Here is a 21,882-nt window from a genome sequence, read left to right on the forward strand (position 1 = left end):
CTGGTTCACATGCCGCACGATGATCACAAGGGAAGCCGTTTGAGCTTGCTGTTATTTTATTTTCTGGCTTTTTTATTGCTGTGGGAGTGGCTCAGGCCGCTTGACAGTTTTACTGAAACGAAACATACAGGCTTTTTTAGTGTCTTTATCGGCTTGACGTTTCTGCTGACTTTTTTCAGGATGAGGTGGTTTGTCACCGTTCCTTTTTGTGTCATATTTACATTGATCTCGATACACATCCTGTTTTATCAAGGATCTATATTCGACTTGAGCTGGGTCAGCTCTTTTTTGAAGGATGTCTATCTGAATATCACGCTGATTCAATCTGGGCAATGGAATGACATGATTCCTTCATTTCGGACCCTGCTGTTTTTTGTGCTGCTGTGGCTGCTGGTCTATCTCCTGCATTATTGGGTGATTTACCAGAGAAGAATTTTGTTTTTCTTTTTGATGACAGTAGCGTATATTACGATTCTTGATACCTTTACGCCATATGATGCCACTTTTGCCGTCATCCGTATCGTGCTGATCGGCTTCTTTATGCTGGGCCTTTTATACTTGGAACGCATTAAGCTGATGGAAAGAATCACACTGCCAAAAACATCTGTCCTGAAATGGTTTCTTCCTTTATCTGTATTGGTTTTGGCTGCAACGGGATTCGGACTCGCCGCTCCAAAATCAGAGCCGGCCTGGCCTGATCCGGTGCCTTTTCTTAAAAAAATCACTCATCAAGACCGCGTGTCTGCAGGGGAAAGCAAAATCGGATACGGGAATCATGATGAATCACTCGGCGGCCCGTTCCAGCAGGATGCTACACCTGTTTTTACATGGCAGGGAAAAGAGCGTACGTATTTCCGTGTGGAAACGAAGGACACGTATACCGGAAAAGGCTGGATTGAAACAGACACAGGCATGTCGTATCAGCTTAGCAATGGAAAAGTTGAAAATCTGTGGTTTGACCATAAGGTTGCGACAGAGCGCCGCACCGTCCGTGTAAAAGTCGATAAGCACTACGGGTATAACCATTTGATGTATCCGATTGGTGCGGAAACCATTCAGCCAAAGCAGGCTGTCTCACTTGAAATGAACGGCAACACGGAGCAAATTTCTCCGATCAGTGAACAAGCCGGTGAAATCAGAAATATGGGGAATTATACTGTAACGTACAATTCCCCGGTCTATAAGCTGGATGAACTGAGAAAGGTAAAAGTGAGAAAAAACAGTGAGGAGTACACATTCAGCGATCGCTACATGCAGCTTCCAGATTCACTGCCAGAGCGGGTGAGAACCCTTGCGATCAAACTGACTCAGGATCACGACAATATGTTTGATAAGGTGAAAGCGGTTGAGGACTATTTAGGGTCAAATGCGTTCACCTATGAAACAGAAAACGTGACCATTCCTAAGAATGATGAAGATTATGTCGATCAATTTCTCTTTGAAACGAAAATGGGTTATTGTGATAACTTTTCTTCCGCCATGGTGGTGCTCTTGCGCTCGGCCGGCATTCCGGCCCGCTGGGTAAAGGGTTATACGTCCGGCGAATACAAAGAAGCAGGGAACAAAAATGGCAGCATTTATGAAGTGACAAATAACAATGCCCATTCCTGGGTAGAGGTGTATTTCCCGGAACAGGGCTGGGTTACATTTGAGCCGACTAAAGGGTTTACAAATCCGGCTGAATTTACTTCTTCTGACACAAAGGACTCCGGCAGCGATAACAGCAGCTCGCCGAAGAAAGCACAAGAGAAACAGAAAGAAGAGAAAAAACAGCCGCAAAAAGAAGAAAAACAAAAGGAAAAACGGGAGCCAGCTGTTTCTAAAAAGCCGTCCGCTTCACATACCAATGCCGGTGCGGGCTTGTATGCAGCGCTTGCGGTTCTTGCAGTCCTCCTGGTGGCAGCTGTATTGCTGTATGTTTTCCGCTCGTTATGGATTCCTGTTTTCGCCGTGAGGAAATTGAAGCGGCGCAGCGATCAGCACGCGTTTTTTGAGGCATATGACGCGCTTCTGAAACAACTGAAGAGAAAAGGGCTGCCGAAACGAGGCAGTGAAACGCTGCGTGATTATGCAAAACGAATCGATGAAAAATACGACATAGAAGACATGTCAAAGCTGACATTAAGCTATGAAAGGGCGCTTTACAGAAATGAAGATTCTTCAGTGCTTTGGAATGATTCCAGAGAGTTATGGGAAAATTTAATTAAAAGAAGATGGTCTTGACCGCTTATCAACGTGTTGTTAGAATTAGTGAATATTATCGGAGTCTGGGAGCGAGTTGGCCTGACTCCGGCAAACGGCCTTGCCAAAGAGGGCGGAGCGAGCTTCATATCTGTCCTCGTTTTTTTCTGTGTCAAAAAACTTAGAGGAGATTAGGTGACAACCATGACAAAGTTAGTGAATGAAATGATTCTTGTCCTTGATTTCGGCAGTCAGTATAACCAGCTGATTACACGCCGTATCCGTGAATTCGGTGTTTACAGCGAGCTGCATCCACATACATTGACGGCTGAAGAAATTAAAAAAATGAATCCAAAAGGAATTATTTTATCCGGCGGTCCAAACAGTGTGTATGATGAAAACTCTTTCCGCTGTGACGAGAAAATCTTCGAGCTTGATATTCCTGTTTTGGGAATTTGCTACGGCATGCAGCTGATGACTCATTACCTTGGCGGTAAAGTTGAAGCGGCAAGCCAGCGTGAATACGGAAAAGCAAATATCCGCATCGAAGGCACACCTGATTTGTTCAAAGATCTTCCAAACGAACAAGTGGTTTGGATGAGCCACGGCGATTTGGTTGTAGAAGTTCCTGAAGGCTTCACTGTTGACGCGACAAGCCATCACTGCCCGAACTCAGCAATGAGCAAAGCGGACAAAAAATGGTATGGCGTTCAGTTCCACCCGGAAGTGCGCCACTCTGAATACGGCAATGATCTTCTGAAAAACTTTGTATTCGGTGTTTGCGAATGCGAAGGCGAATGGTCAATGGAGAACTTTATCGAAATCGAAATGCAAAAAATCCGTGAAACGGTCGGAGACAAACAGGTTCTTTGCGCGCTAAGCGGCGGCGTTGATTCCTCTGTTGTTGCTGTTTTGATTCATAAAGCGATCGGCGACCAGCTGACTTGTATCTTTGTAGACCATGGTCTTCTCCGTAAAGGCGAAGCTGAGGGTGTTATGAAAACATTCAGCGAAGGCTTTAACATGAATGTGATTAAAGTAGACGCAAAAGATCGATTCTTAAACAAACTAAAAGGCGTTTCTGATCCTGAACAAAAACGCAAAATCATCGGTAATGAATTCATTTACGTGTTTGATGATGAAGCGGACAAGCTCAAAGGCATCGACTACCTTGCACAAGGTACGCTTTACACAGATATCATCGAGAGCGGTACAGCAACGGCGCAAACGATCAAATCTCACCACAATGTCGGCGGACTTCCTGAAGACATGCAGTTTGAGCTGATCGAGCCGTTAAATACGCTCTTCAAAGACGAAGTGCGCGCGCTTGGCACAGAGCTCGGCATTCCGGATGAAATCGTATGGCGTCAGCCGTTCCCAGGACCGGGACTCGGAATCCGTGTTCTTGGCGAAGTAACAGAAGAAAAACTTGAAATCGTTCGTGAATCAGATGCAATCTTGCGTGAAGAAATTGCAAATCACGGCTTAGAGCGTGATATCTGGCAATACTTCACTGTTCTTCCTGACATCCGCAGCGTTGGCGTTATGGGTGACGCAAGAACATATGATTACACAATCGGAATCCGTGCCGTTACATCAATCGACGGCATGACATCTGACTGGGCGCGTATCCCGTGGGATGTGCTTGAAGTCATTTCGACACGTATCGTAAACGAAGTGAAGCACATTAACCGCGTGGTGTACGATATTACAAGTAAGCCGCCTGCGACGATTGAGTGGGAATAAGTAAATAACAATGAGAAAAACGTCCCTTTTTCAAAAGGGGCGTTTTTTTTGTTAACTTTTTGAAACCGTTTCGACAGTTTTCGTATCTAACAACATAGGAGGTGGATAAGGTGAAGGAAGAAAGATTGATTACAAAGGCGAGAAAAGGAAATGCTCGGGCCTTTGAAAAGCTTATGCTTGCACATCAGGAGACTTTATATAAAACAGCTTATCTCTATTTAAGAAATAAAGAAGATGCACTTGATGCTGTACAGGAAACAGCTTATAAAGCTTTTATCAGTATAGAAAAACTAAAAGAGCCAAAGTATTTTTTAACGTGGCTCACCCGAATTCTTATTAATTCAATTTTTGCAATGAAGAAAAAGCAGGGGGAATTAGTTCCGTTTGAAAGCCATCATGACACTGGCACGGACCAAAGGAATATTGAAGAATATATAGACTTGCGCAATGCGCTGGATACACTTGATGAACATGTTCAGTTAACAATTCAGCTCTATTATTTTCAAGATTATTCGATTTCAATGATAGCTGAACAAACAGGAATGGCAGAAGGCACAATTAAAACCCATTTACATAGAGCGAGAAAAGCATTGAAACAGGAGCTGGAAAAGGAGGATCAAAACAAATGGACAAACACCAAATGAAGCAGATGTATGATGACATAGCAGTGCCAAAGAAAGCACTCAAAAAGGCAATACATCAAGCTGTCGTTCGTGCTGAAAATGAAAGTAACACAAGGCGCCGTTTTAAATGGGCACGAACTATTACAAATGGAATGGCTATTGCTGCTGTGGTATGTATTTTGTATTTATCATCTGGTCTTTTTCTTCCCTCTGTAAACAAAGCGATGGGAAGCATACCCATTGTCGGACAAATTTATAAGGATTTTCAAGATAAAGTTGGTCTATCATTGTTTAAAAGCAATTTGGTCACAGCTTTAAATGAAAAAGCAGAGTCCAGGGGAATCACTGTTTCTGTAAACAGTTCCTATTACGATGCCGGACAGCTTGTTTATAACTTCACTGTTGATAACTTCCACTCTGATGAAAAAGAGATCATGTATGATGTCGACGAAACGAGTTATAGCGACAACTTTTCAATCAACTACGATTCCTTAATGCTTAAAAAATTAAATAACAAGCAATACGCAGGACAATTAAGGATTTATACAAATGGTACTGAAATAAAAAATGGGGAAACCGTGCCCTTTGTAATTACTCATATCAATGAAATACAGGGAAATTGGAGATTCAAACTGCCTATTACCAAAAAGAATGCGGGTTATTTAGAAAGCTCAAAAGTTATATCGGCTTATCATAATCGTTATCAATTTTCCAATATTCAAGTGGAAAACGGGAAACTTGGATCTGTCCTTCAATTTACAATCGATTATCAAGGCATAGCAAAGCATGATACGGTTGAAATTAACGAAGTTAAAGATGATTTAGGAAACACATATGAGATGTCAGCATCAAACATCGAACTTGGAGATCGCATAAAGGTAAACGAGAGAACGGTAAGAGCAAAAGGACAAACACAGTTAGAATCACCAATTAATCCAAAAGCGAAAAAGCTAACATTAATTGCAGATATTAGATCTGAGGCTGAGGGTAGTGAAATCGTCCCGCTTAATGCAGGGATGCCGTATCGTCTTTCGGAAACAAAACATCAAAACATAGGGATTGAAATCGAGAACATTAAACAAGAAGGGAGGAAAGTATTGGTACATTACCGTTTCACTGGAGTTGATACTTCAAATATGTCAAAAGATGACTTAGTGAATATAGGTGAAATGATTGGCCTTGGTGATATGAAAAAAATGCAATCATGGTCTGATCCAATGGCTTATTATGAAGAAGGTTATTATTTGAAATGGAATAAAGCTGAAGTGAAGAATATGGACACAGCCGAAATGGTATCAACTTTTGAACTGGATGACGCTTATCTTGATAAGCTGTCTTTAAAGCATTTTGAGTTTAATGAATACGGTCTGTATATTGATAAAGGCGTTTTAAATGACCTGATTCAACTAAAGCCATTCTCGTTTACTGTACCAGTGCATCAGGTGAGTCAGCCTACCGAAAAAAAATAATCATAAGTTGAAAAGCCGTATGTTGCCATACATACGGTTTTTATCATTGTTACCAATTTAGTCAATAGACGAATAAACCAATTTTTTTAATAAGTAATGTTCGTTGTTTATATTGTCAATTCAAAATGAACTTGGTACAATAGACACAGAAATCAAATAAGATGAATTCGTATAATCGCGGGAATATGGCTCGCAAGTCTCTACCAAGCTACCGTAAATGGCTTGACTACGTAAACATTTCTTTCGTTTGATATAAATAAAACACGTTTATTTATTCGAACTGAAATCCGTCTGTAGTCAAGCGTCCCAAAATGATTGGGGCGTTTTTTATTTGGCGATTTCAGGGCAGGATAAATAGCAAAGAGTGAAGGGAGTTAAATAGCTTGAAAAAGTATTTTCAGTTTGATGAGCTGGGCACCAGCTATCGCAATGAAATCATTGGCGGATTAACGACTTTTTTGTCTATGGCATATATTTTGTTCGTCAATCCGATTACGCTTGCTTTGGACAGCGTGAAAGATTTTCCGGAGGCGCTGAGAATTGACCAAGGTGCGGTCTTTACGGCGACAGCGCTGGCGTCTGCAGCAGGTTGTATCTTAATGGGATTAATAGCGAGATATCCGATCGCCATCGCGCCCGGTATGGGGCTGAATGCGTTTTTTGCGTTTTCTGTTGTCCTTGGTATGGGTATTTCATGGCAGGCAGCTTTGTCTGGTGTTTTTATTTCAGGTCTTATTTTCGTTGCTCTTTCTTTAACAGGTTTTCGTGAAAAAATCATCAATGCCATTCCGCCTGAGCTGAAATTGGCAGTCGGTGCGGGGATCGGCCTGTTTATTACATTCGTTGGCTTACAAGGATCAGGAATCATTACTGCAAACCCTTCTACGCTCGTCACGATCGGAAACATTCACAGCGGTCCTGTGCTGTTAACGATTTTCGGTGTGATTGTAACAGTTATTTTAATGGTGCTTCGCGTGAACGCAGGCGTGTTTATCGGGATGCTGTTAACAGCGGTTGCCGGCATGATTTTCGGTTTGGTCCCGGTTCCGACTCAAATCATCGGCAGTGTGCCGAGCCTTGCGCCGACTTTCGGACAAGCGTGGATTCACCTCCCGGATATTTTCTCCGTACAAATGCTGATCGTTATTTTAACATTCTTGTTTGTCGGTTTTTTTGATACAGCTGGTACACTTGTTGCTGTGGCAACACAAGCTGGTTTAATGAAGGAAAACAAATTGCCGCGTGCGGGGCGTGCGCTATTAGCTGATTCATCTTCTATTGTGATCGGTGCCGTGCTTGGTACGTCTACAACAACTTCTTACGTGGAATCAAGCTCAGGTGTCGCTGCGGGTGCCCGGTCAGGATTTGCCGCAATTGTAACAGGGATTCTCTTTTTACTGGCTACGTTTTTCTCGCCGCTCCTATCAGTCGTTACGTCAAATGTAACAGCGCCGGCGCTTATTATTGTTGGTGCATTGATGGTGGCGCCGCTTGGCAAAATCGCTTGGGATAAGTTCGAGGTGGCCGTTCCTGCTTTCCTTACCATGATCATGATGCCGTTAACGTACAGCATTGCAACTGGTATTGCCATCGGATTTATTTTCTATCCGATTACAATGGTGTGCAAAGGGAAAGCAAAAGAGGTTCATCCAATCATGTACGGGCTGTTTGTCGTATTTATCCTGTACTTTATCTTCTTAAAATAAGAATTGAAAAACCAGCTGCACCGGCAGCTGGTTTTTTTGTTGCAAAAGATAAAACCATTTCATACGATATACCGTCATGTAGATGTGCCGCCATGCTTTACTTAAATGGAAATGACTTGACTGTTCAGGAAGGCTTCGGTACCTTATATAAGTGTTTTATTTTCTTGCTGAATGGTATTCCGCCGTATTTTTTTGATAGGAGTTGCTGACATGACGGAAGAAAGAAAAGAAACGTTTGAAGAAGAAATTAACCAGAGTGAAAGAATAGATGCAGATGAAGAACCGCTATCGAGAATGTCCAGAAAGGCGAGCCGGCAAAGCAAGCAGAAGCAAAAACAAAAGCAGAAACCGCGCCAGGAACGCGGTGAATCAACTGTTAAAGACAAGCTTGCGTCTGTTTGGGCAGCCATCAACAGATATTGCGGTTTTGCGTTCTCGATTTTAAAATCTCCGGCAAAAACTGTCGTAACGGATGGTTTTTCTCATTATAAGTACGGTCTGATTTCAATGCTTATATTCAGTATCATTTTTTCAATTGGGAATTGGTTTCAGTTAAAGGCAAGCTGGAATCGGCCGCTCGGTTTCGGAGAACGCCATCATGCTTTCTATGACGGGTTTTTAGTTGTTCTTGTGTATTTGCTGATCTTTTTTGCGGTAATGGTCTTTGCTATATGGGCTGTCTCCCGCTATATGATGAAGCATAAGGTGACGTTCAGAGAAGCGGCTGCCGTATTGGGTTCATTGCTTGTACCGGTAGTTGCTGTTTCAATCCTTTGGCTGATCTTTGCGATCGTAAATATCCCAATGCTGACAGTACTGTTTACGGTGCTGATCTTGTTTTCCATCTTTTTTATCATCGCGCTGTATGTACAGCGTGTGTACCAGGCGGCACAAGATGCACCAATTGATTATATCTATTGTGTATTTGCAGTGGTTGCGATAGCGCTGCTGTTTACAGCAGTGACTTGGCCGTTCATTTCTGAATATTTTACGGCGTCGCTGATTCCGCTTTAATGAAAAAACCGGCTAATCCTAGCCGGTTTTTTTATGTCACACTTTTTACAAATATATCTAAAAAACATAGTTGATTTGTAGGAATAACCCGTGTATGATGGGGAAAATGCTGAAAACGTCCAGCGCAAAAACCTTTATGTTTAAGGAGGATGATGGACATGGCTGATGTGCTTCGCCGAGCAATTAATCAAAAGAAGCAATTTTTAAAAACCAAATTACTGCTCTCGGAATTTTATCAAGGAAGAGGGGAACAGCTTGCTGACTACACGCTGAGTGAGCTTGAGAAAGAATACAAGTCCCTTCAGAAAATGAAAAAAGAGATCTGACAATAGATATAAAGAGGTGAGTCTGCTGAAAAGCGGGCTTTTTTGTTTTGATTTTGAAAAGGCGAGAAAGAGGGTAAACTACTACTGTTCAACTCATAAAAGCATGTCGAAATATTTTGCTTAAACTTACGGGCGAAGCTGATTGTAAACGGCTCATTTCTCTAGTAGAATATGAATGCTTTGTGCAAGCTGAAGAGTAGGGGGATGAATAAAATGATGCAAACCATCTTATCAAATGGGATAGCCATGGTTCTCATAATTCTCATTATTAATATTGTCTATGTGTCATTTTTTACGATAAGAATGATTTTAACGCTGAAAGGACAGCGTTATTTAGCGGCCGGCATCAGTACGATTGAAATACTGGTTTATGTGACAGGGCTGAGTCTGGTGCTCGATAACTTAGACCAGATTCAAAATGTGATCGCGTACGCGCTCGGTTACGGTCTTGGCGTAATTGTCGGCATGAAAATAGAAGAAAAATTGGCGCTTGGCTATATTATGGTCAATGTGATTACGAAGGAGCTCGATCTTGATCTTCCGAAGCAGCTCCGTGAAAAAGGCTACGGCGTGACAAATTGGGTGGCAGGCGGGCTTGAAGGCGACCGCACAGCCCTTCAGATCCTGACGCCGAGAAAATATGAACTCCAGCTATATGATACGATTAAAACACTTGATTCAAAAGCCTTTATTATTGCGTACGAACCAAAAACAATCCACGGCGGCTTCTGGGTCAAAGCGGTGAAGAAGAGGAGAATTAAAGAATAATGGCAAAGCCGAAGAAGAAAAAGTTTGAAGTGACAGAGCAGCAAACGATTGATGCGGTGCTTCAGCAAATGAAAGAAGAAGGATATCTGCCTGTAAGGCGAATGGAAGAGCCTATTTTTATGGAAAAAAAGGAAAATGGGTCAATTCAGATCGTTCCGTGCGGGAAAAAAATCGTATTTGAAGGGAAATTGATCTAAAACACGAACATTAGTAGAATGAATTTTTGTATCGTTCGATAATATCGTTGACATTATCCATGTCCGTTGTTAAGATAAACATGAAATCAAAACACGACCTCATATAATCTTGGGAATATGGCCCATAAGTTTCTACCCGGCAACCGTAAATTGCCGGACTATGCAGGAAAGTGATCGATAAAACTGACATGGATATATCGCAGAAGCGAACGACTGACGATACATGTACCATGCCCGGTTTGTATTGCTTCCTCATAAGTGCAATGCAGAGCGGGTATTTTTTATTTTCTGAAAACAAAAGCATTAGAAGGTGGGGAACAGAATGCAGCCGCTAGTAGGAATCATCATGGGAAGCACTTCCGATTGGGAGACAATGAAACACGCATGCGACATACTTGACGAACTCAATGTTCCGTACGAAAAAAAGGTCGTTTCCGCTCACCGGACGCCTGATTTCATGTTTGAATATGCTGAAACTGCTAGAGAAAGAGGCATCAAGGTGATTATTGCCGGTGCCGGAGGGGCAGCGCATCTGCCAGGGATGACGGCTGCGAAAACAACACTGCCAGTCATTGGAGTTCCGGTTCAGTCCAAGGCGCTGAACGGAATGGATTCACTTCTTTCCATCGTCCAAATGCCTGGAGGCGTGCCTGTTGCGACAACATCCATCGGCAAAGCGGGTGCTGTGAACGCAGGCCTGTTAGCGGCGCAAATTTTGTCAGCATTTGACGAAGTCCTTGCCCGTAAGCTGGATGAGAGAAGAGAAAATACAAAACAGACAGTGTTAGAAAGCAGTGATCAGCTTGTCTAAACAAATCATCTATCCGGGAGCTGTAATCGGCATTATCGGCGGCGGCCAGCTTGGGAAAATGATGGCTGTGTCCGCCAAACAAATGGGGTATAAAGTCGCGGTCGTTGATCCGGTGAAAGATTCGCCGTGCGGGCAGGTTGCGGATGTCGAAATTACCGCTCATTATAATGACCGTGAAGCGATTCGAAAATTGGCTGAAATCAGCGATATCATCACATATGAGTTTGAAAACATCGACTATGATGCGCTGCATTGGCTGAAAGATCATGCGTATCTCCCGCAAGGAAGTGAGCTGCTGCTCATTACCCAAAACCGTGAAACAGAGAAAAAAGCAATTCAATCCGCGGGCTGTGAAGTCGCACCGTACAGCATCGTCAAAACAAAGGATGAACTGAAACAGGCGGTACGGGAGCTCGGGCTTCCGGCAGTGCTGAAAACATGCCGCGGCGGGTACGACGGCAAAGGCCAATTTGTGATAAAAGAAGCGGCGCAAATGGAGCAGGCAGCCGCTCTGTTAGAACACGGAACCTGCATTCTTGAAAGCTGGGTTTCTTTTAAAATGGAACTGTCGGTGATCGTCGTCAGATCGGTAAACGGTGAAATTTCAACATTTCCGACAGCTGAAAACATTCACCACAACAATATTCTTTTCCAAAGCATCGTGCCCGCACGGGTAGAGGAAGGGATTCAGCAGAAGGCTGCTGATCTCGCAGTTAAGCTTGCAGATGAGCTTAGCCTTGTCGGACCGCTTGCTGTTGAGATGTTCCTGACAGAGGACGGAGAGCTTTTGGTCAATGAACTGGCGCCAAGACCGCACAATTCTGGGCATTATACGCTGGACCTTTGCGAGACGAGCCAGTTTGAGCAGCATATCAGAGCGGTATGCGGGCTTCCGCTTGGGAAGACAGATTTGCTGAAGCCGGGCATGATGGTGAATCTTCTCGGCGATGAAGTGAAGCTTGTTGAGGAAGACCCGGTGCTTTTAAAAGAGGCAAAGCTATATATATACGGGAAACATGAAATCAAAAAAGGCCGCAAAATGGGGCATATTACATTTATGAAGCAGCCTGAAGACGAATGGATTCAGGAGATCACAAATAAATGGATGAATAGAGACGGAGGACAAGCAGAATGATCGAACGTTATTCAAGACCTGAAATGTCCGCGATTTGGACGGATGAAAACAGATTTCAAGCATGGCTGGAGGTAGAGATTCTTGCCTGTGAAGCGTGGGCGGAGCTTGGCGTTATTCCAAAAGAAGACGTAAAGCTGATGCGCGAGAACGCGTCATTTGACATCAACCGCATTTTAGAAATCGAACAGGACACGCGCCATGACGTTGTCGCTTTTACACGCGCCGTTTCCGAATCACTGGGCGAAGAAAGAAAATGGGTGCATTACGGCTTAACGTCAACTGACGTTGTTGATACGGCCCTTTCCTACTTATTAAAACAGGCAAACGATATTCTGCTCAAGGATCTTGAGAGATTTGTTGACATTATAAAAGAAAAAGCGAAAGAACATAAATACACAGTCATGATGGGGCGCACGCACGGCGTACACGCTGAGCCTACAACTTTCGGCTTGAAACTTGCGCTTTGGCATGAAGAAATGAAACGTAATCTTGAGCGCTTCAAACAAGCGAAAGCAGGCATCGAGGTTGGAAAGATTTCTGGCGCTGTCGGCACATATGCGAACATTGATCCATTTGTTGAACAATATGTCTGTGAGAAGCTCGGATTGAAAGCAGCACCAATTTCCACTCAAACCCTTCAGCGTGACCGCCATGCTGACTATATGGCAACACTAGCTTTGATCGCGACAAGCATCGAGAAATTCGCTGTGGAAATCCGCGGACTGCAAAAGAGTGAAACACGTGAAGTTGAGGAATTTTTCGCGAAAGGGCAAAAGGGTTCATCTGCAATGCCGCATAAACGAAATCCGATTGGCTCTGAAAACATGACAGGCATGGCGCGCGTGATCCGCGGCTACATGATGACAGCTTACGAAAATGTTCCATTATGGCATGAGCGCGATATTTCTCACTCTTCAGCAGAACGGATTATTCTTCCGGATGCGACAATTGCGCTGAACTACATGCTGAACCGCTTCTCCAACATTGTGAAGAACTTAACGGTCTTCCCGGAAAACATGAAGCGCAACATGGACCGCACTCTCGGCCTTATCTATTCTCAGCGTGTGCTGCTTGCTTTGATTGACACAGGCCTTACACGTGAAGAAGCCTATGATACAGTTCAGCCGAAAGCAATGGAAGCGTGGGAAAAACAAGTGCCGTTCCGCGAACTTGTGGAAGCGGAAGAGAAAATCACGTCACGTCTTTCTCCGGAAAAAATTGCTGACTGCTTTGATTACAATTACCATCTGAAAAATGTTGATCTGATCTTTGAACGTTTAGGTTTAGCATAGAAGAAGCTTTTAGCGGCTTCTTCTAAGCCGCCGCAGTTTGAAAATTCCCAACATTCGGGTTAGGAGGCCTTCCGTGAATATTGTGAAGAATGAACTTTTATACGAAGGAAAAGCAAAAAAGATCTACAAAACCGATGACGAAAACACGCTGTATGTCGTGTATAAAGACTCCGCTACTGCCTTTAACGGCGAGAAAAAAGCAGAAATAAGCGGGAAAGGGCGCTTAAATAACGAGATTTCAAGCTTGATTTTCAAACACCTTCATGCAAAGGGCATTAACAATCACTTTATCGAGCGCATTTCGGAAACGGAACAGCTCATTCAAAAGGTAACGATCGTGCCGCTTGAAGTCGTCGTCAGAAATGTTGTGGCAGGAAGCATGTCCAAACGTCTCGGCATTCCAGAAGGCACGGAGCTTGAGCAGCCGATTATCGAGTTTTACTACAAGGATGACGCGCTGGGTGATCCGCTCATCACCGAAGATCATATTTGGCTTTTGAAGGCGGCGACTCCTGAGCAGGTAGAAACCATTAAGTCCATTACAAAAACAGTAAATGAAGAGCTTCAAAGCATCTTCGACGATTGTCATGTCAGATTAATAGATTTCAAGCTTGAATTCGGTTTAGATGCAGAAGGGCAAGTGCTTTTGGCGGATGAAATTTCTCCTGACACATGCCGCTTGTGGGATAAAGATACGAACGAAAAGCTGGATAAAGATTTATTCAGACGCAATCTGGGAAGCTTAACCGACGCATACGAAGAGATTTTCAAAAGACTGGGAGGCATTCATCATGTATAAAGTAAAAGTTTATGTCAGCTTAAAAGAAAGTGTACTAGATCCACAAGGGAGCGCTGTCCAGCATGCCTTGCACAGTATGACTTATAACGAAGTTCAAGATGTGCGCATCGGGAAATACATGGAGCTTACCATTGAAAAATCTGACCGTGATCTTGACGTGCTAGTGAAAGAAATGTGCGAAAAACTTCTTGCGAACACAGTGATTGAAGATTACAGATATGAGGTTGAGGAGGTAGTCGCACAGTGAAATTTGCGGTGATTGTGTTACCCGGCTCCAACTGTGATATCGATATGTATCATGCTGTAAAGGATGAGCTCGGCCATGAAGTGGAATACGTCTGGCATGAGGAAACAAGTCTTGACGGCTTCGACGGCGTGTTAATTCCGGGAGGATTTTCTTACGGCGATTACTTAAGATGCGGCGCCATCGCCCGATTTGCGAATATTATGCCAGCTGTCAAACAAGCAGCGGCTGAAGGAAAACCTGTTCTTGGCGTCTGTAACGGATTCCAGATTTTACAGGAGCTTGGGCTGCTGCCAGGCGCAATGAGACGCAACAAAGATCTGAAGTTTATTTGCCGTCCGGTTGAATTGATTGTTCAGAACGACGAAACCTTATTCACAGCTTCCTACGAAAAGGGAGAATCGATTACAATCCCGGTTGCCCATGGTGAAGGGAATTTCTACTGTGATGACGAGACGCTTGCTACATTAAAGGAAAACAATCAAATTGCTTTCACATACGGCTCTAATATTAATGGAAGTGTCAGCGACATTGCCGGTGTCGTCAATGAGAAAGGCAACGTATTAGGCATGATGCCTCATCCTGAGCGCGCGGTCGATGAACTGCTTGGAAGCGCCGACGGTCTTAAATTGTTCCAGTCTATCGTGAAAAATTGGAGGGAAACTCATGTCACTACTGCTTGAACCAAGTAAAGAACAAATAAAAGAAGAGAAACTATATCAGCAAATGGGTGTCAGTGATGATGAGTTTGCATTGATAGAATCCATTCTTGGAAGATTGCCAAACTACACAGAAATCGGGATTTTTTCTGTCATGTGGTCTGAGCATTGCAGCTACAAAAACTCAAAGCCGATTCTGCGTAAATTCCCGACAAGCGGCGAGCGTGTGCTGCAGGGGCCGGGGGAAGGCGCCGGAATCGTTGATATCGGTGATAACCAAGCGGTTGTGTTCAAAATTGAATCACATAACCACCCATCAGCTCTCGAGCCTTACCAAGGCGCTGCGACTGGCGTAGGCGGAATTATCCGTGATGTATTCTCAATGGGTGCCCGTCCAATCGCTGTATTGAACTCTCTTCGATTTGGTGAACTGACTTCACCCCGCGTGAAGTACTTGTTTGAAGAAGTAGTAGCGGGTATCGCTGGATACGGCAACTGTATCGGCATCCCGACAGTCGGCGGAGAAGTGCAGTTTGACAGCAGCTATGAAGGAAATCCGCTCGTCAACGCAATGTGCGTCGGTTTAATCAACCATGAAGACATCAAAAAAGGCCAGGCAAAGGGTGTCGGCAACACAGTAATGTACGTAGGAGCGAAAACAGGGCGTGACGGAATCCACGGCGCTACGTTTGCTTCTGAAGAAATGTCAGACTCGTCTGAAGAAAAGCGTTCTGCTGTCCAAGTTGGCGATCCGTTTATGGAGAAGCTTTTGCTTGAAGCATGTCTGGAAGTTATCCAATGCGACGCCTTAGTCGGCATTCAGGATATGGGAGCTGCCGGTTTAACAAGCTCAAGTGCAGAAATGGCAAGTAAAGCCGGTTCTGGCATTGAAATGAATCTTGACCTGATTCCTCAGCGCGAAACAGGCATGACCGCGTATGAAATGATGCTTTCTGAATCACAAGAACGGATGCTTTTGGTTATTGAGCGAGGACGTGAGCAGGAAATTATCGATATTTTTGACAAGTACGATCTTGAAGCGGTTTCTGTCGGACATGTGACAGATGATAAAATGCTTCGCCTGACACACAAAGGAGAGGTTGTATGCGAGCTGCCTGTTGATGCCTTGGCAGAAGAAGCACCGGTTTACCATAAGCCTTCTCAAGAGCCTGCTTACTATCGCGAGTTTTTGGAAACGGACGTTCCGGCTCCGCAAATTGAAGATGCGAATGAAACGCTGAAGGCCCTTCTTCAGCAGCCGACGATTGCGAGTAAAGAGTGGGTTTATGATCAGTATGACTACATGGTGCGCACGAATACAGTTGTCGCTCCTGGGTCTGATGCTGGTGTTCTCAGAATCCGCGGAACGAAAAAGGCGCTGGCGATGACGACAGACTGTAACGCGCGTTATCTCTATCTTGATCCTGAAGTCGGAGGGAAAATTGCTGTCGCTGAAGCAGCGCGCAACATCATTTGCTCAGGCGCAGAACCGCTTGCGGTCACAGATAACCTTAACTTCGGAAACCCGGAGAAGCCGGAAATCTTCTGGCAGATCGAAAAAGCGGCAGACGGCATAAGCGAAGCATGCAATGTTCTCAGCACACCGGTTATCGGCGGTAACGTATCGCTTTATAACGAATCAAACGGCACGGCGATCTATCCGACACCAGTTATCGGCATGGTTGGCTTAATTGAAGATACAGCACACATTACAACACAGCATTTCAAACAAGCGGGAGATCTCGTATATGTGATAGGCGAAACAAAACCAGAGTTTGCCGGAAGCGAGCTGCAAAAAATGACAGAAGGCCGTATTTACGGCAAAGCGCCGCAAATCGATCTTGATGTAGAGCTGTCTCGTCAAAAAGCACTGCTTGACGCGATTAAAAAAGGCTTCGTTCAATCTGCGCATGATGTGTCTGAAGGCGGCTTAGGCGTAGCGATTGCGGAAAGTGTCATGACGACGGAAAACCTTGGCGCTAATGTGACTGTAGAAGGGGAAGCGGCATTATTATTCTCTGAATCTCAATCCCGCTTCGTCGTATCAGTGAAAAAAGAACATCAAGCAGCGTTTGAAGCAACTGTCAAAGATGCGGTTCATATTGGTGAGGTAACGGCTGACGGAATTCTGGGGATTCAAAACCAAGACGGACAACAAATGATTCATGCGCAAACGAAAGAGCTTGAACGCGTATGGAAAGGAGCTATCCCATGCTTGCTGAAATCAAAGGCTTAAATGAAGAATGCGGCGTTTTTGGGATTTGGGGACATGAAGAAGCCCCGCAGATCACGTATTACGGTCTCCACAGCCTTCAGCACCGAGGACAGGAGGGTGCAGGCATCGTAGCGACTGATGGTGAAAAACTGACGGCGCACAAAGGCCAAGGGCTGATCACTGAAGTATTTCAAAATGGCGAGCTCAGCAAAGTAAAGGGAAAAGGCGCTATCGGGCACGTTCGGTACGCAACGGCTGGAGGCGGCGGATACGAAAATGTTCAGCCGCTCCTCTTCCGTTCCCAAAACAATGGCAGCCTGGCGCTTGCACATAACGGAAATCTTGTCAACGCCACTCAGCTGAAGCAGCAGCTCGAAAATCAAGGGAGCATCTTTCAAACCTCTTCGGATACAGAGGTTTTGGCTCACCTGATCAAAAGAAGCGGACATTTCACGCTGAAGGACCAAATTAAAAACTCGCTTTCTATGCTGAAAGGCGCCTACGCGTTCCTGATCATGACCGAAACAGAAATGATTGTCGCACTTGATCCAAACGGGCTGAGACCGCTATCCATCGGCATGATGGGCGACGCTTATGTGGTCGCATCAGAAACATGCGCATTTGACGTCGTCGGCGCAACGTACCTTCGCGAGGTAGAGCCGGGAGAAATGCTGATCATTAATGATGAAGGAATGAAATCAGAGCGTTTTTCCATGAATATCAACCGTTCCATTTGCAGCATGGAGTACATTTATTTCTCCAGACCAGACAGCAATATTGACGGTATTAACGTACACAGTGCCCGTAAAAACCTTGGAAAAATGCTGGCTCAGGAATCCGCAGTTGAAGCTGACGTCGTAACCGGGGTTCCGGATTCCAGTATTTCTGCGGCGATCGGCTATGCAGAGGCAACAGGCATTCCGTATGAGCTTGGCTTAATCAAAAACCGTTATGTTGGCAGAACGTTTATTCAGCCGTCCCAGGCTCTGCGTGAGCAAGGCGTCAGAATGAAGCTGTCTGCGGTGCGCGGGGTTGTAGAAGGCAAACGCGTCGTGATGGTGGATGACTCTATCGTGCGAGGAACAACTAGCCGCCGGATTGTCACGATGCTAAGAGAAGCGGGTGCGACAGAGGTGCATGTGAAAATCAGTTCACCGCCGATCGCTCATCCGTGCTTTTACGGCATTGATACTTCCACACATGAAGAACTGATCGCGTCTTCGCATTCTGTTGAAGAAATCCGTCAGGAAATCGGAGCCGATACCCTCTCATTTTTGAGTGTGGAAGGGCTGCTGAAAGGCATTGGCAGAAAATACGATGACTCGAATTGCGGACAGTGTCTCGCTTGCTTTACAGGAAAATATCCGACTGAAATTTACCAGGATACAGTGCTTCCTCACGTAAAAGAAGCAGTATTAACCAAATAAAACTTGAAAAATGACATAAAGGCAGCGCAGTTCGGCTGCCTTTCTCTTTCTGCCCTCTTTCGGGGAGATATTTTGAAAAGCGCCTTAAAGGAGTGAATAGGATGTCTGAAGCATATAAAAACGCAGGAGTTGACATCGAAGCCGGATATGAAGCTGTAAAACGAATGAAAAAACACGTGGAGCGCACGAAACGGCTTGGCGTTATGGGCAGCCTTGGCGGTTTTGGCGGCATGTTTGACCTGTCTGAGCTTTCTTATCAAAAACCAGTTCTCATTTCGGGAACGGACGGTGTCGGAACAAAATTAAAGCTCGCTTTTTCCATGGATAAACATGACACGATTGGCGTGGACGCTGTTGCAATGTGTGTCAATGACGTGCTGGCACAAGGTGCAGAGCCGCTGTTTTTCCTCGATTATTTAGCGGTCGGCAAAGCGGACCCAGTGAAAATTGAACAGATTGTACAAGGTGTGGCGGAAGGCTGTGAGCAGTCAGGTTCAGCCTTAGTCGGCGGTGAAACGGCTGAAATGCCGGGACTCTATACAGCTGATGAATACGATATTGCCGGTTTCTCAGTAGGAGTGGCAGAAAAGGACGAAATCGTGACTGGAGAAAACATCGAAGAGGGCCATCTTTTGATCGGCCTCAGCTCCAGCGGCCTTCACAGCAACGGCTTTTCCCTTGTCAGAAAAGTGCTTCTGGATGATGCGGAGCTGGACCTTGATACAACATATGAGCCGTTTGAACGCCCGCTTGGCGAGGAATTGCTTGAACCGACAAGGATTTACGTGAAGCCTGTGCTTGCCGCGGTCAAAAGCGGAAAAATCGACGGCATGGCGCACGTGACAGGCGGAGGATTTATAGAAAATATTCCGCGTATGCTTCCGGAAGGCTTAAGTGCGGAAATTGATCATGGCTCATGGCCGATCCCGCCAATTTTTTCTTTCTTGCAAGAGTACGGCAAGCTAAAGGAAGAGGACATGTTCAACGTCTTTAATATGGGTATCGGTTTTGTTTTGGCTGTCAAAGAAGAGCATCTGACAGATGTGATCGGAACGCTTGAAAGCCATGGCGAAAAAGCCTATTTAATCGGGCGTGTGAAAAAAGGTGAAGGCGTCACATTCGGCGGTGCGGCACTTTCATGAAAAAGTTTGCGGTATTTGCATCAGGAAACGGTTCAAACTTCGAAGCCATCGTCACGCGTTTGAAGGAGGAGAACTGGGATGCGTCAGCAGCGCTCCTCGTTTGCGACAAACCGCAGGCGAAAGTCATCGAACGGGCGGAAGCATTCCACATTCCATCCTTTGCATTTGAGCCGAAGTCTTATGAAAACAAGGCTGCATTTGAAAAAGCCATTATTGAACAGCTTCGTCTTCACGAGGTTGAATTGATTGTTCTTGCCGGCTATATGAGGCTGATCGGTGATACGCTCCTTCAAGCATATGGAGGAAAAATCATTAACATTCACCCGTCGCTTCTTCCGGCGTTTCCTGGAATCGACGCAGTCGGACAGGCATACCGGGCGGGTGTGAAGGTGGCCGGAATCACCGTGCATTATGTCGATGAAGGAATGGATACAGGTCCGATCATCGCTCAAAAGGCAATCGAAATTGATGAACATGATACATTGGAAACAATCGAACAGCGGATTCACAAGCTTGAGCATAAATGGTATCCGAGTGTGATTAAACAGCTATTAGGATTAAATAACAGAGGTGAAAAGGCATGACCATTAAACGTGCGTTAATCAGTGTTTCAGATAAAACAAATCTCGTTCCTTTCGTAAAAGAACTGACAGAGCTTGGCGTTGAAGTCATCTCCACAGGCGGAACGAAAAAGCTTCTTCAAGAAAACGGTGTGGATGTGATCGGAATTTCGGAAGTGACAGGCTTCCCTGAAATTATGGACGGCCGGTTAAAAACCCTTCACCCGAATATTCACGGCGGCCTTCTGGCGGTTCGCGGCAATGAAGAGCATATGGCGCAGATCAATGAACACGGGATTCAGCCGATTGACCTCGTTGTCGTCAACCTCTATCCATTTAAAGAAACGATTTCAAAGGAAGACGTCACATATGAAGAAGCGATCGAAAATATCGACATCGGCGGACCTGGCATGCTGCGTGCGGCATCAAAGAACCATCAGGATGTCACGGTTATCGTCGATCCGGCCGATTACAGCCCAGTGCTGAATCAAATCAAAGAAGAAGGCAGCGTATCTCTTCAGAAAAAACGCGAGCTCGCGGCAAAGGTATTCCGTCATACTGCGGCATATGATGCACTGATCGCTGACTATCTGACAAATGTTGTCGGTGAAAAAGAACCAGAGCAATTCACTGTGACATTTGAGAAAAAACAATCGCTTCGCTATGGAGAAAACCCGCATCAGGAAGCAACTTTCTATCAAACAGCTCTTCCTGTCAAAGGCTCCATTGCGCAAGCAGAACAGCTTCACGGAAAAGAGCTTTCTTACAACAACATTAAAGACGCGGATGCGGCAGTTCAAATCGTTCGTGAATTCACTGAACCTGCTGCTGTTGCCGTGAAGCATATGAACCCGTGCGGCGTGGGAACAGGAAAAACGATCGCAGAAGCGTTTGACAGAGCGTTTGAAGCGGATAAAACATCTATCTTCGGCGGCATTATCGCGTTGAACCGTGAAGTGGACAAGGCAACTGCCGAAGCGCTTCACAACATTTTCTTAGAAATCATCATTGCGCCTTCATTCAGCCAAGAAGCGCTCGACGTCCTGACTGCGAAGAAAAATCTCCGTCTGCTGACGCTAGACGTATCCGCCGCTGTTCAAAAGGAAAAACAACTGACATCTGTTCAAGGCGGGCTATTGATTCAAGATTTAGATATGCACGGCTTTGATGATGCTGAGATTAGCATTCCGACAAAAAGAGAGCCGAACGAGCAAGAGTGGGAAGACTTGAAGCTTGCTTGGAAAGTCGTGAAGCATGTGAAATCAAATGCGATTGTTCTCGCGAAGGACAACATGACAGTCGGCGTGGGAGCAGGCCAAATGAACCGCGTCGGATCGGCAAAAATCGCAATCGAGCAAGCAGGGGAAAAAGCGAAAGGCAGCGCGCTCGGATCTGATGCATTTTTCCCAATGCCGGATACTGTTGAAGAAGCGGCAAAAGCGGGCGTTACGGCTATCATTCAGCCGGGGGGATCTGTGCGTGACGAGGATTCCATCAAAAAAGCGGATGAATACGGCATTGCCATGGTATTCACCGGCATCAGACACTTCAAACATTAAGGGGATGAA

20 protein-coding genes and 2 riboswitches are annotated in these 21,882 nt (G+C 45.0%); all 20 genes read left to right on the forward strand.

The genetic code is table 11. From position 1 onward, the window contains the following. Positions 1–9: 9 nt before the first annotated feature. A complete protein-coding gene (locus NYE53_RS03550; RefSeq protein WP_339247306.1) occupies positions 10–2,223 on the forward strand; it encodes a DUF4129 domain-containing transglutaminase family protein in 2,214 nt (737 codons plus the stop codon). Positions 2,224–2,385: 162 nt separating this feature from the next. Next, the gene (gene guaA, locus NYE53_RS03555) at positions 2,386–3,927 is read left to right on the forward strand and encodes a glutamine-hydrolyzing GMP synthase (RefSeq protein ID WP_003233970.1); all 1,542 of its coding nucleotides are present in this window, start codon (positions 2,386–2,388) and stop codon (positions 3,925–3,927) included. A gap of 110 nt (positions 3,928–4,037) precedes the next feature. Beyond that, positions 4,038–4,571: a sigma-70 family RNA polymerase sigma factor gene (locus NYE53_RS03560; protein ID WP_101172015.1), complete on the forward strand. Its 534-nt coding sequence runs from the start codon at positions 4,038–4,040 to the stop codon at positions 4,569–4,571. Next, positions 4,553–6,019: a DUF4179 domain-containing protein gene (locus NYE53_RS03565; protein WP_339247313.1), complete on the forward strand. Its 1,467-nt coding sequence runs from the start codon at positions 4,553–4,555 to the stop codon at positions 6,017–6,019. Before NYE53_RS03560 ends, NYE53_RS03565 begins: the two co-directional genes overlap by 19 nt. A 147-nt stretch (positions 6,020–6,166) precedes the next feature. Beyond that, positions 6,167–6,268: riboswitch (purine riboswitch) on the forward strand. Positions 6,269–6,402: 134 nt separating this feature from the next. Next, positions 6,403–7,725, forward strand: a complete 1,323-nt coding sequence (pbuG, locus tag NYE53_RS03570) for a hypoxanthine/guanine permease PbuG (RefSeq protein ID WP_033883865.1) — start codon at positions 6,403–6,405, stop codon at positions 7,723–7,725. A 210-nt stretch (positions 7,726–7,935) separates the two neighbouring features. Next, positions 7,936–8,739, forward strand: coding sequence for a hypothetical protein (locus tag NYE53_RS03575; RefSeq protein ID WP_339247316.1), 804 nt, complete (start codon positions 7,936–7,938; stop codon positions 8,737–8,739). Between the two features lie 158 nt (positions 8,740–8,897). Then, on the forward strand, positions 8,898–9,065 hold the full coding sequence (locus tag NYE53_RS03580; RefSeq protein ID WP_003244066.1) for a Fur-regulated basic protein FbpA: 168 nt from the start codon (positions 8,898–8,900) through the stop codon (positions 9,063–9,065). A gap of 213 nt (positions 9,066–9,278) precedes the next feature. After that, entirely contained in the window at positions 9,279–9,833 is a 555-nt protein-coding gene (locus NYE53_RS03585) for a DUF5698 domain-containing protein (RefSeq protein ID WP_015482896.1), read from the forward strand. Continuing rightward, positions 9,833–10,030 carry an NETI motif-containing protein gene (locus tag NYE53_RS03590; protein ID WP_003219403.1) on the forward strand — a complete coding sequence of 66 codons (198 nt, stop codon included), beginning with the start codon at positions 9,833–9,835 and terminating at the stop codon, positions 10,028–10,030. Before NYE53_RS03585 ends, NYE53_RS03590 begins: the two co-directional genes overlap by 1 nt. A gap of 79 nt (positions 10,031–10,109) precedes the next feature. Next, positions 10,110–10,211: riboswitch (purine riboswitch) on the forward strand. A 141-nt stretch (positions 10,212–10,352) separates the two neighbouring features. Next, positions 10,353–10,841, forward strand: a complete 489-nt coding sequence (gene purE, locus NYE53_RS03595) for a 5-(carboxyamino)imidazole ribonucleotide mutase (RefSeq protein WP_120027858.1) — start codon at positions 10,353–10,355, stop codon at positions 10,839–10,841. Next, positions 10,834–11,976, forward strand: coding sequence for a 5-(carboxyamino)imidazole ribonucleotide synthase (gene purK, locus NYE53_RS03600; protein WP_123374304.1), 1,143 nt, complete (start codon positions 10,834–10,836; stop codon positions 11,974–11,976). The genes purE and purK overlap by 8 nt, the downstream gene beginning before the upstream one ends. After that, positions 11,973–13,268 (forward strand): adenylosuccinate lyase, encoded by a 1,296-nt coding sequence (gene purB / locus NYE53_RS03605; RefSeq protein WP_029726598.1) that lies wholly within the window; start codon positions 11,973–11,975, stop codon positions 13,266–13,268. Before purK ends, purB begins: the two co-directional genes overlap by 4 nt. A 73-nt stretch (positions 13,269–13,341) precedes the next feature. Further along, positions 13,342–14,067: a phosphoribosylaminoimidazolesuccinocarboxamide synthase gene (gene purC / locus NYE53_RS03610; RefSeq protein WP_101172022.1), complete on the forward strand. Its 726-nt coding sequence runs from the start codon at positions 13,342–13,344 to the stop codon at positions 14,065–14,067. Next, positions 14,060–14,314 carry a phosphoribosylformylglycinamidine synthase subunit PurS gene (gene purS / locus NYE53_RS03615; RefSeq protein ID WP_003219409.1) on the forward strand — a complete coding sequence of 85 codons (255 nt, stop codon included), beginning with the start codon at positions 14,060–14,062 and terminating at the stop codon, positions 14,312–14,314. The genes purC and purS overlap by 8 nt, the downstream gene beginning before the upstream one ends. Beyond that, complete coding sequence (gene purQ, locus NYE53_RS03620; RefSeq protein WP_003243954.1) at positions 14,311–14,994, forward strand: phosphoribosylformylglycinamidine synthase subunit PurQ; 684 nt, start codon at positions 14,311–14,313, stop codon at positions 14,992–14,994. Before purS ends, purQ begins: the two co-directional genes overlap by 4 nt. Then, on the forward strand, positions 14,978–17,206 hold the full coding sequence (purL, locus tag NYE53_RS03625; RefSeq protein WP_032726728.1) for a phosphoribosylformylglycinamidine synthase subunit PurL: 2,229 nt from the start codon (positions 14,978–14,980) through the stop codon (positions 17,204–17,206). Before purQ ends, purL begins: the two co-directional genes overlap by 17 nt. Then, positions 17,182–18,612, forward strand: a complete 1,431-nt coding sequence (gene purF / locus NYE53_RS03630; RefSeq protein ID WP_003233947.1) for an amidophosphoribosyltransferase — start codon at positions 17,182–17,184, stop codon at positions 18,610–18,612. Before purL ends, purF begins: the two co-directional genes overlap by 25 nt. Before the next feature lie 101 nt (positions 18,613–18,713). Then, a complete protein-coding gene (purM, locus tag NYE53_RS03635; protein WP_003233945.1) occupies positions 18,714–19,754 on the forward strand; it encodes a phosphoribosylformylglycinamidine cyclo-ligase in 1,041 nt (346 codons plus the stop codon). Beyond that, on the forward strand, positions 19,751–20,338 hold the full coding sequence (gene purN / locus NYE53_RS03640) for a phosphoribosylglycinamide formyltransferase (RefSeq protein ID WP_021481301.1): 588 nt from the start codon (positions 19,751–19,753) through the stop codon (positions 20,336–20,338). Before purM ends, purN begins: the two co-directional genes overlap by 4 nt. After that, the gene (purH, locus tag NYE53_RS03645) at positions 20,335–21,873 is read left to right on the forward strand and encodes a bifunctional phosphoribosylaminoimidazolecarboxamide formyltransferase/IMP cyclohydrolase (protein WP_033883868.1); all 1,539 of its coding nucleotides are present in this window, start codon (positions 20,335–20,337) and stop codon (positions 21,871–21,873) included. The genes purN and purH overlap by 4 nt, the downstream gene beginning before the upstream one ends. Positions 21,874–21,882 lie beyond the last annotated feature (9 nt).

Source organism: Bacillus sp. FSL R5-0523, assembly GCF_037975295.1.
GTDB classification, from domain to species: Bacteria; Bacillota; Bacilli; order Bacillales; family Bacillaceae; genus Bacillus; species Bacillus subtilis.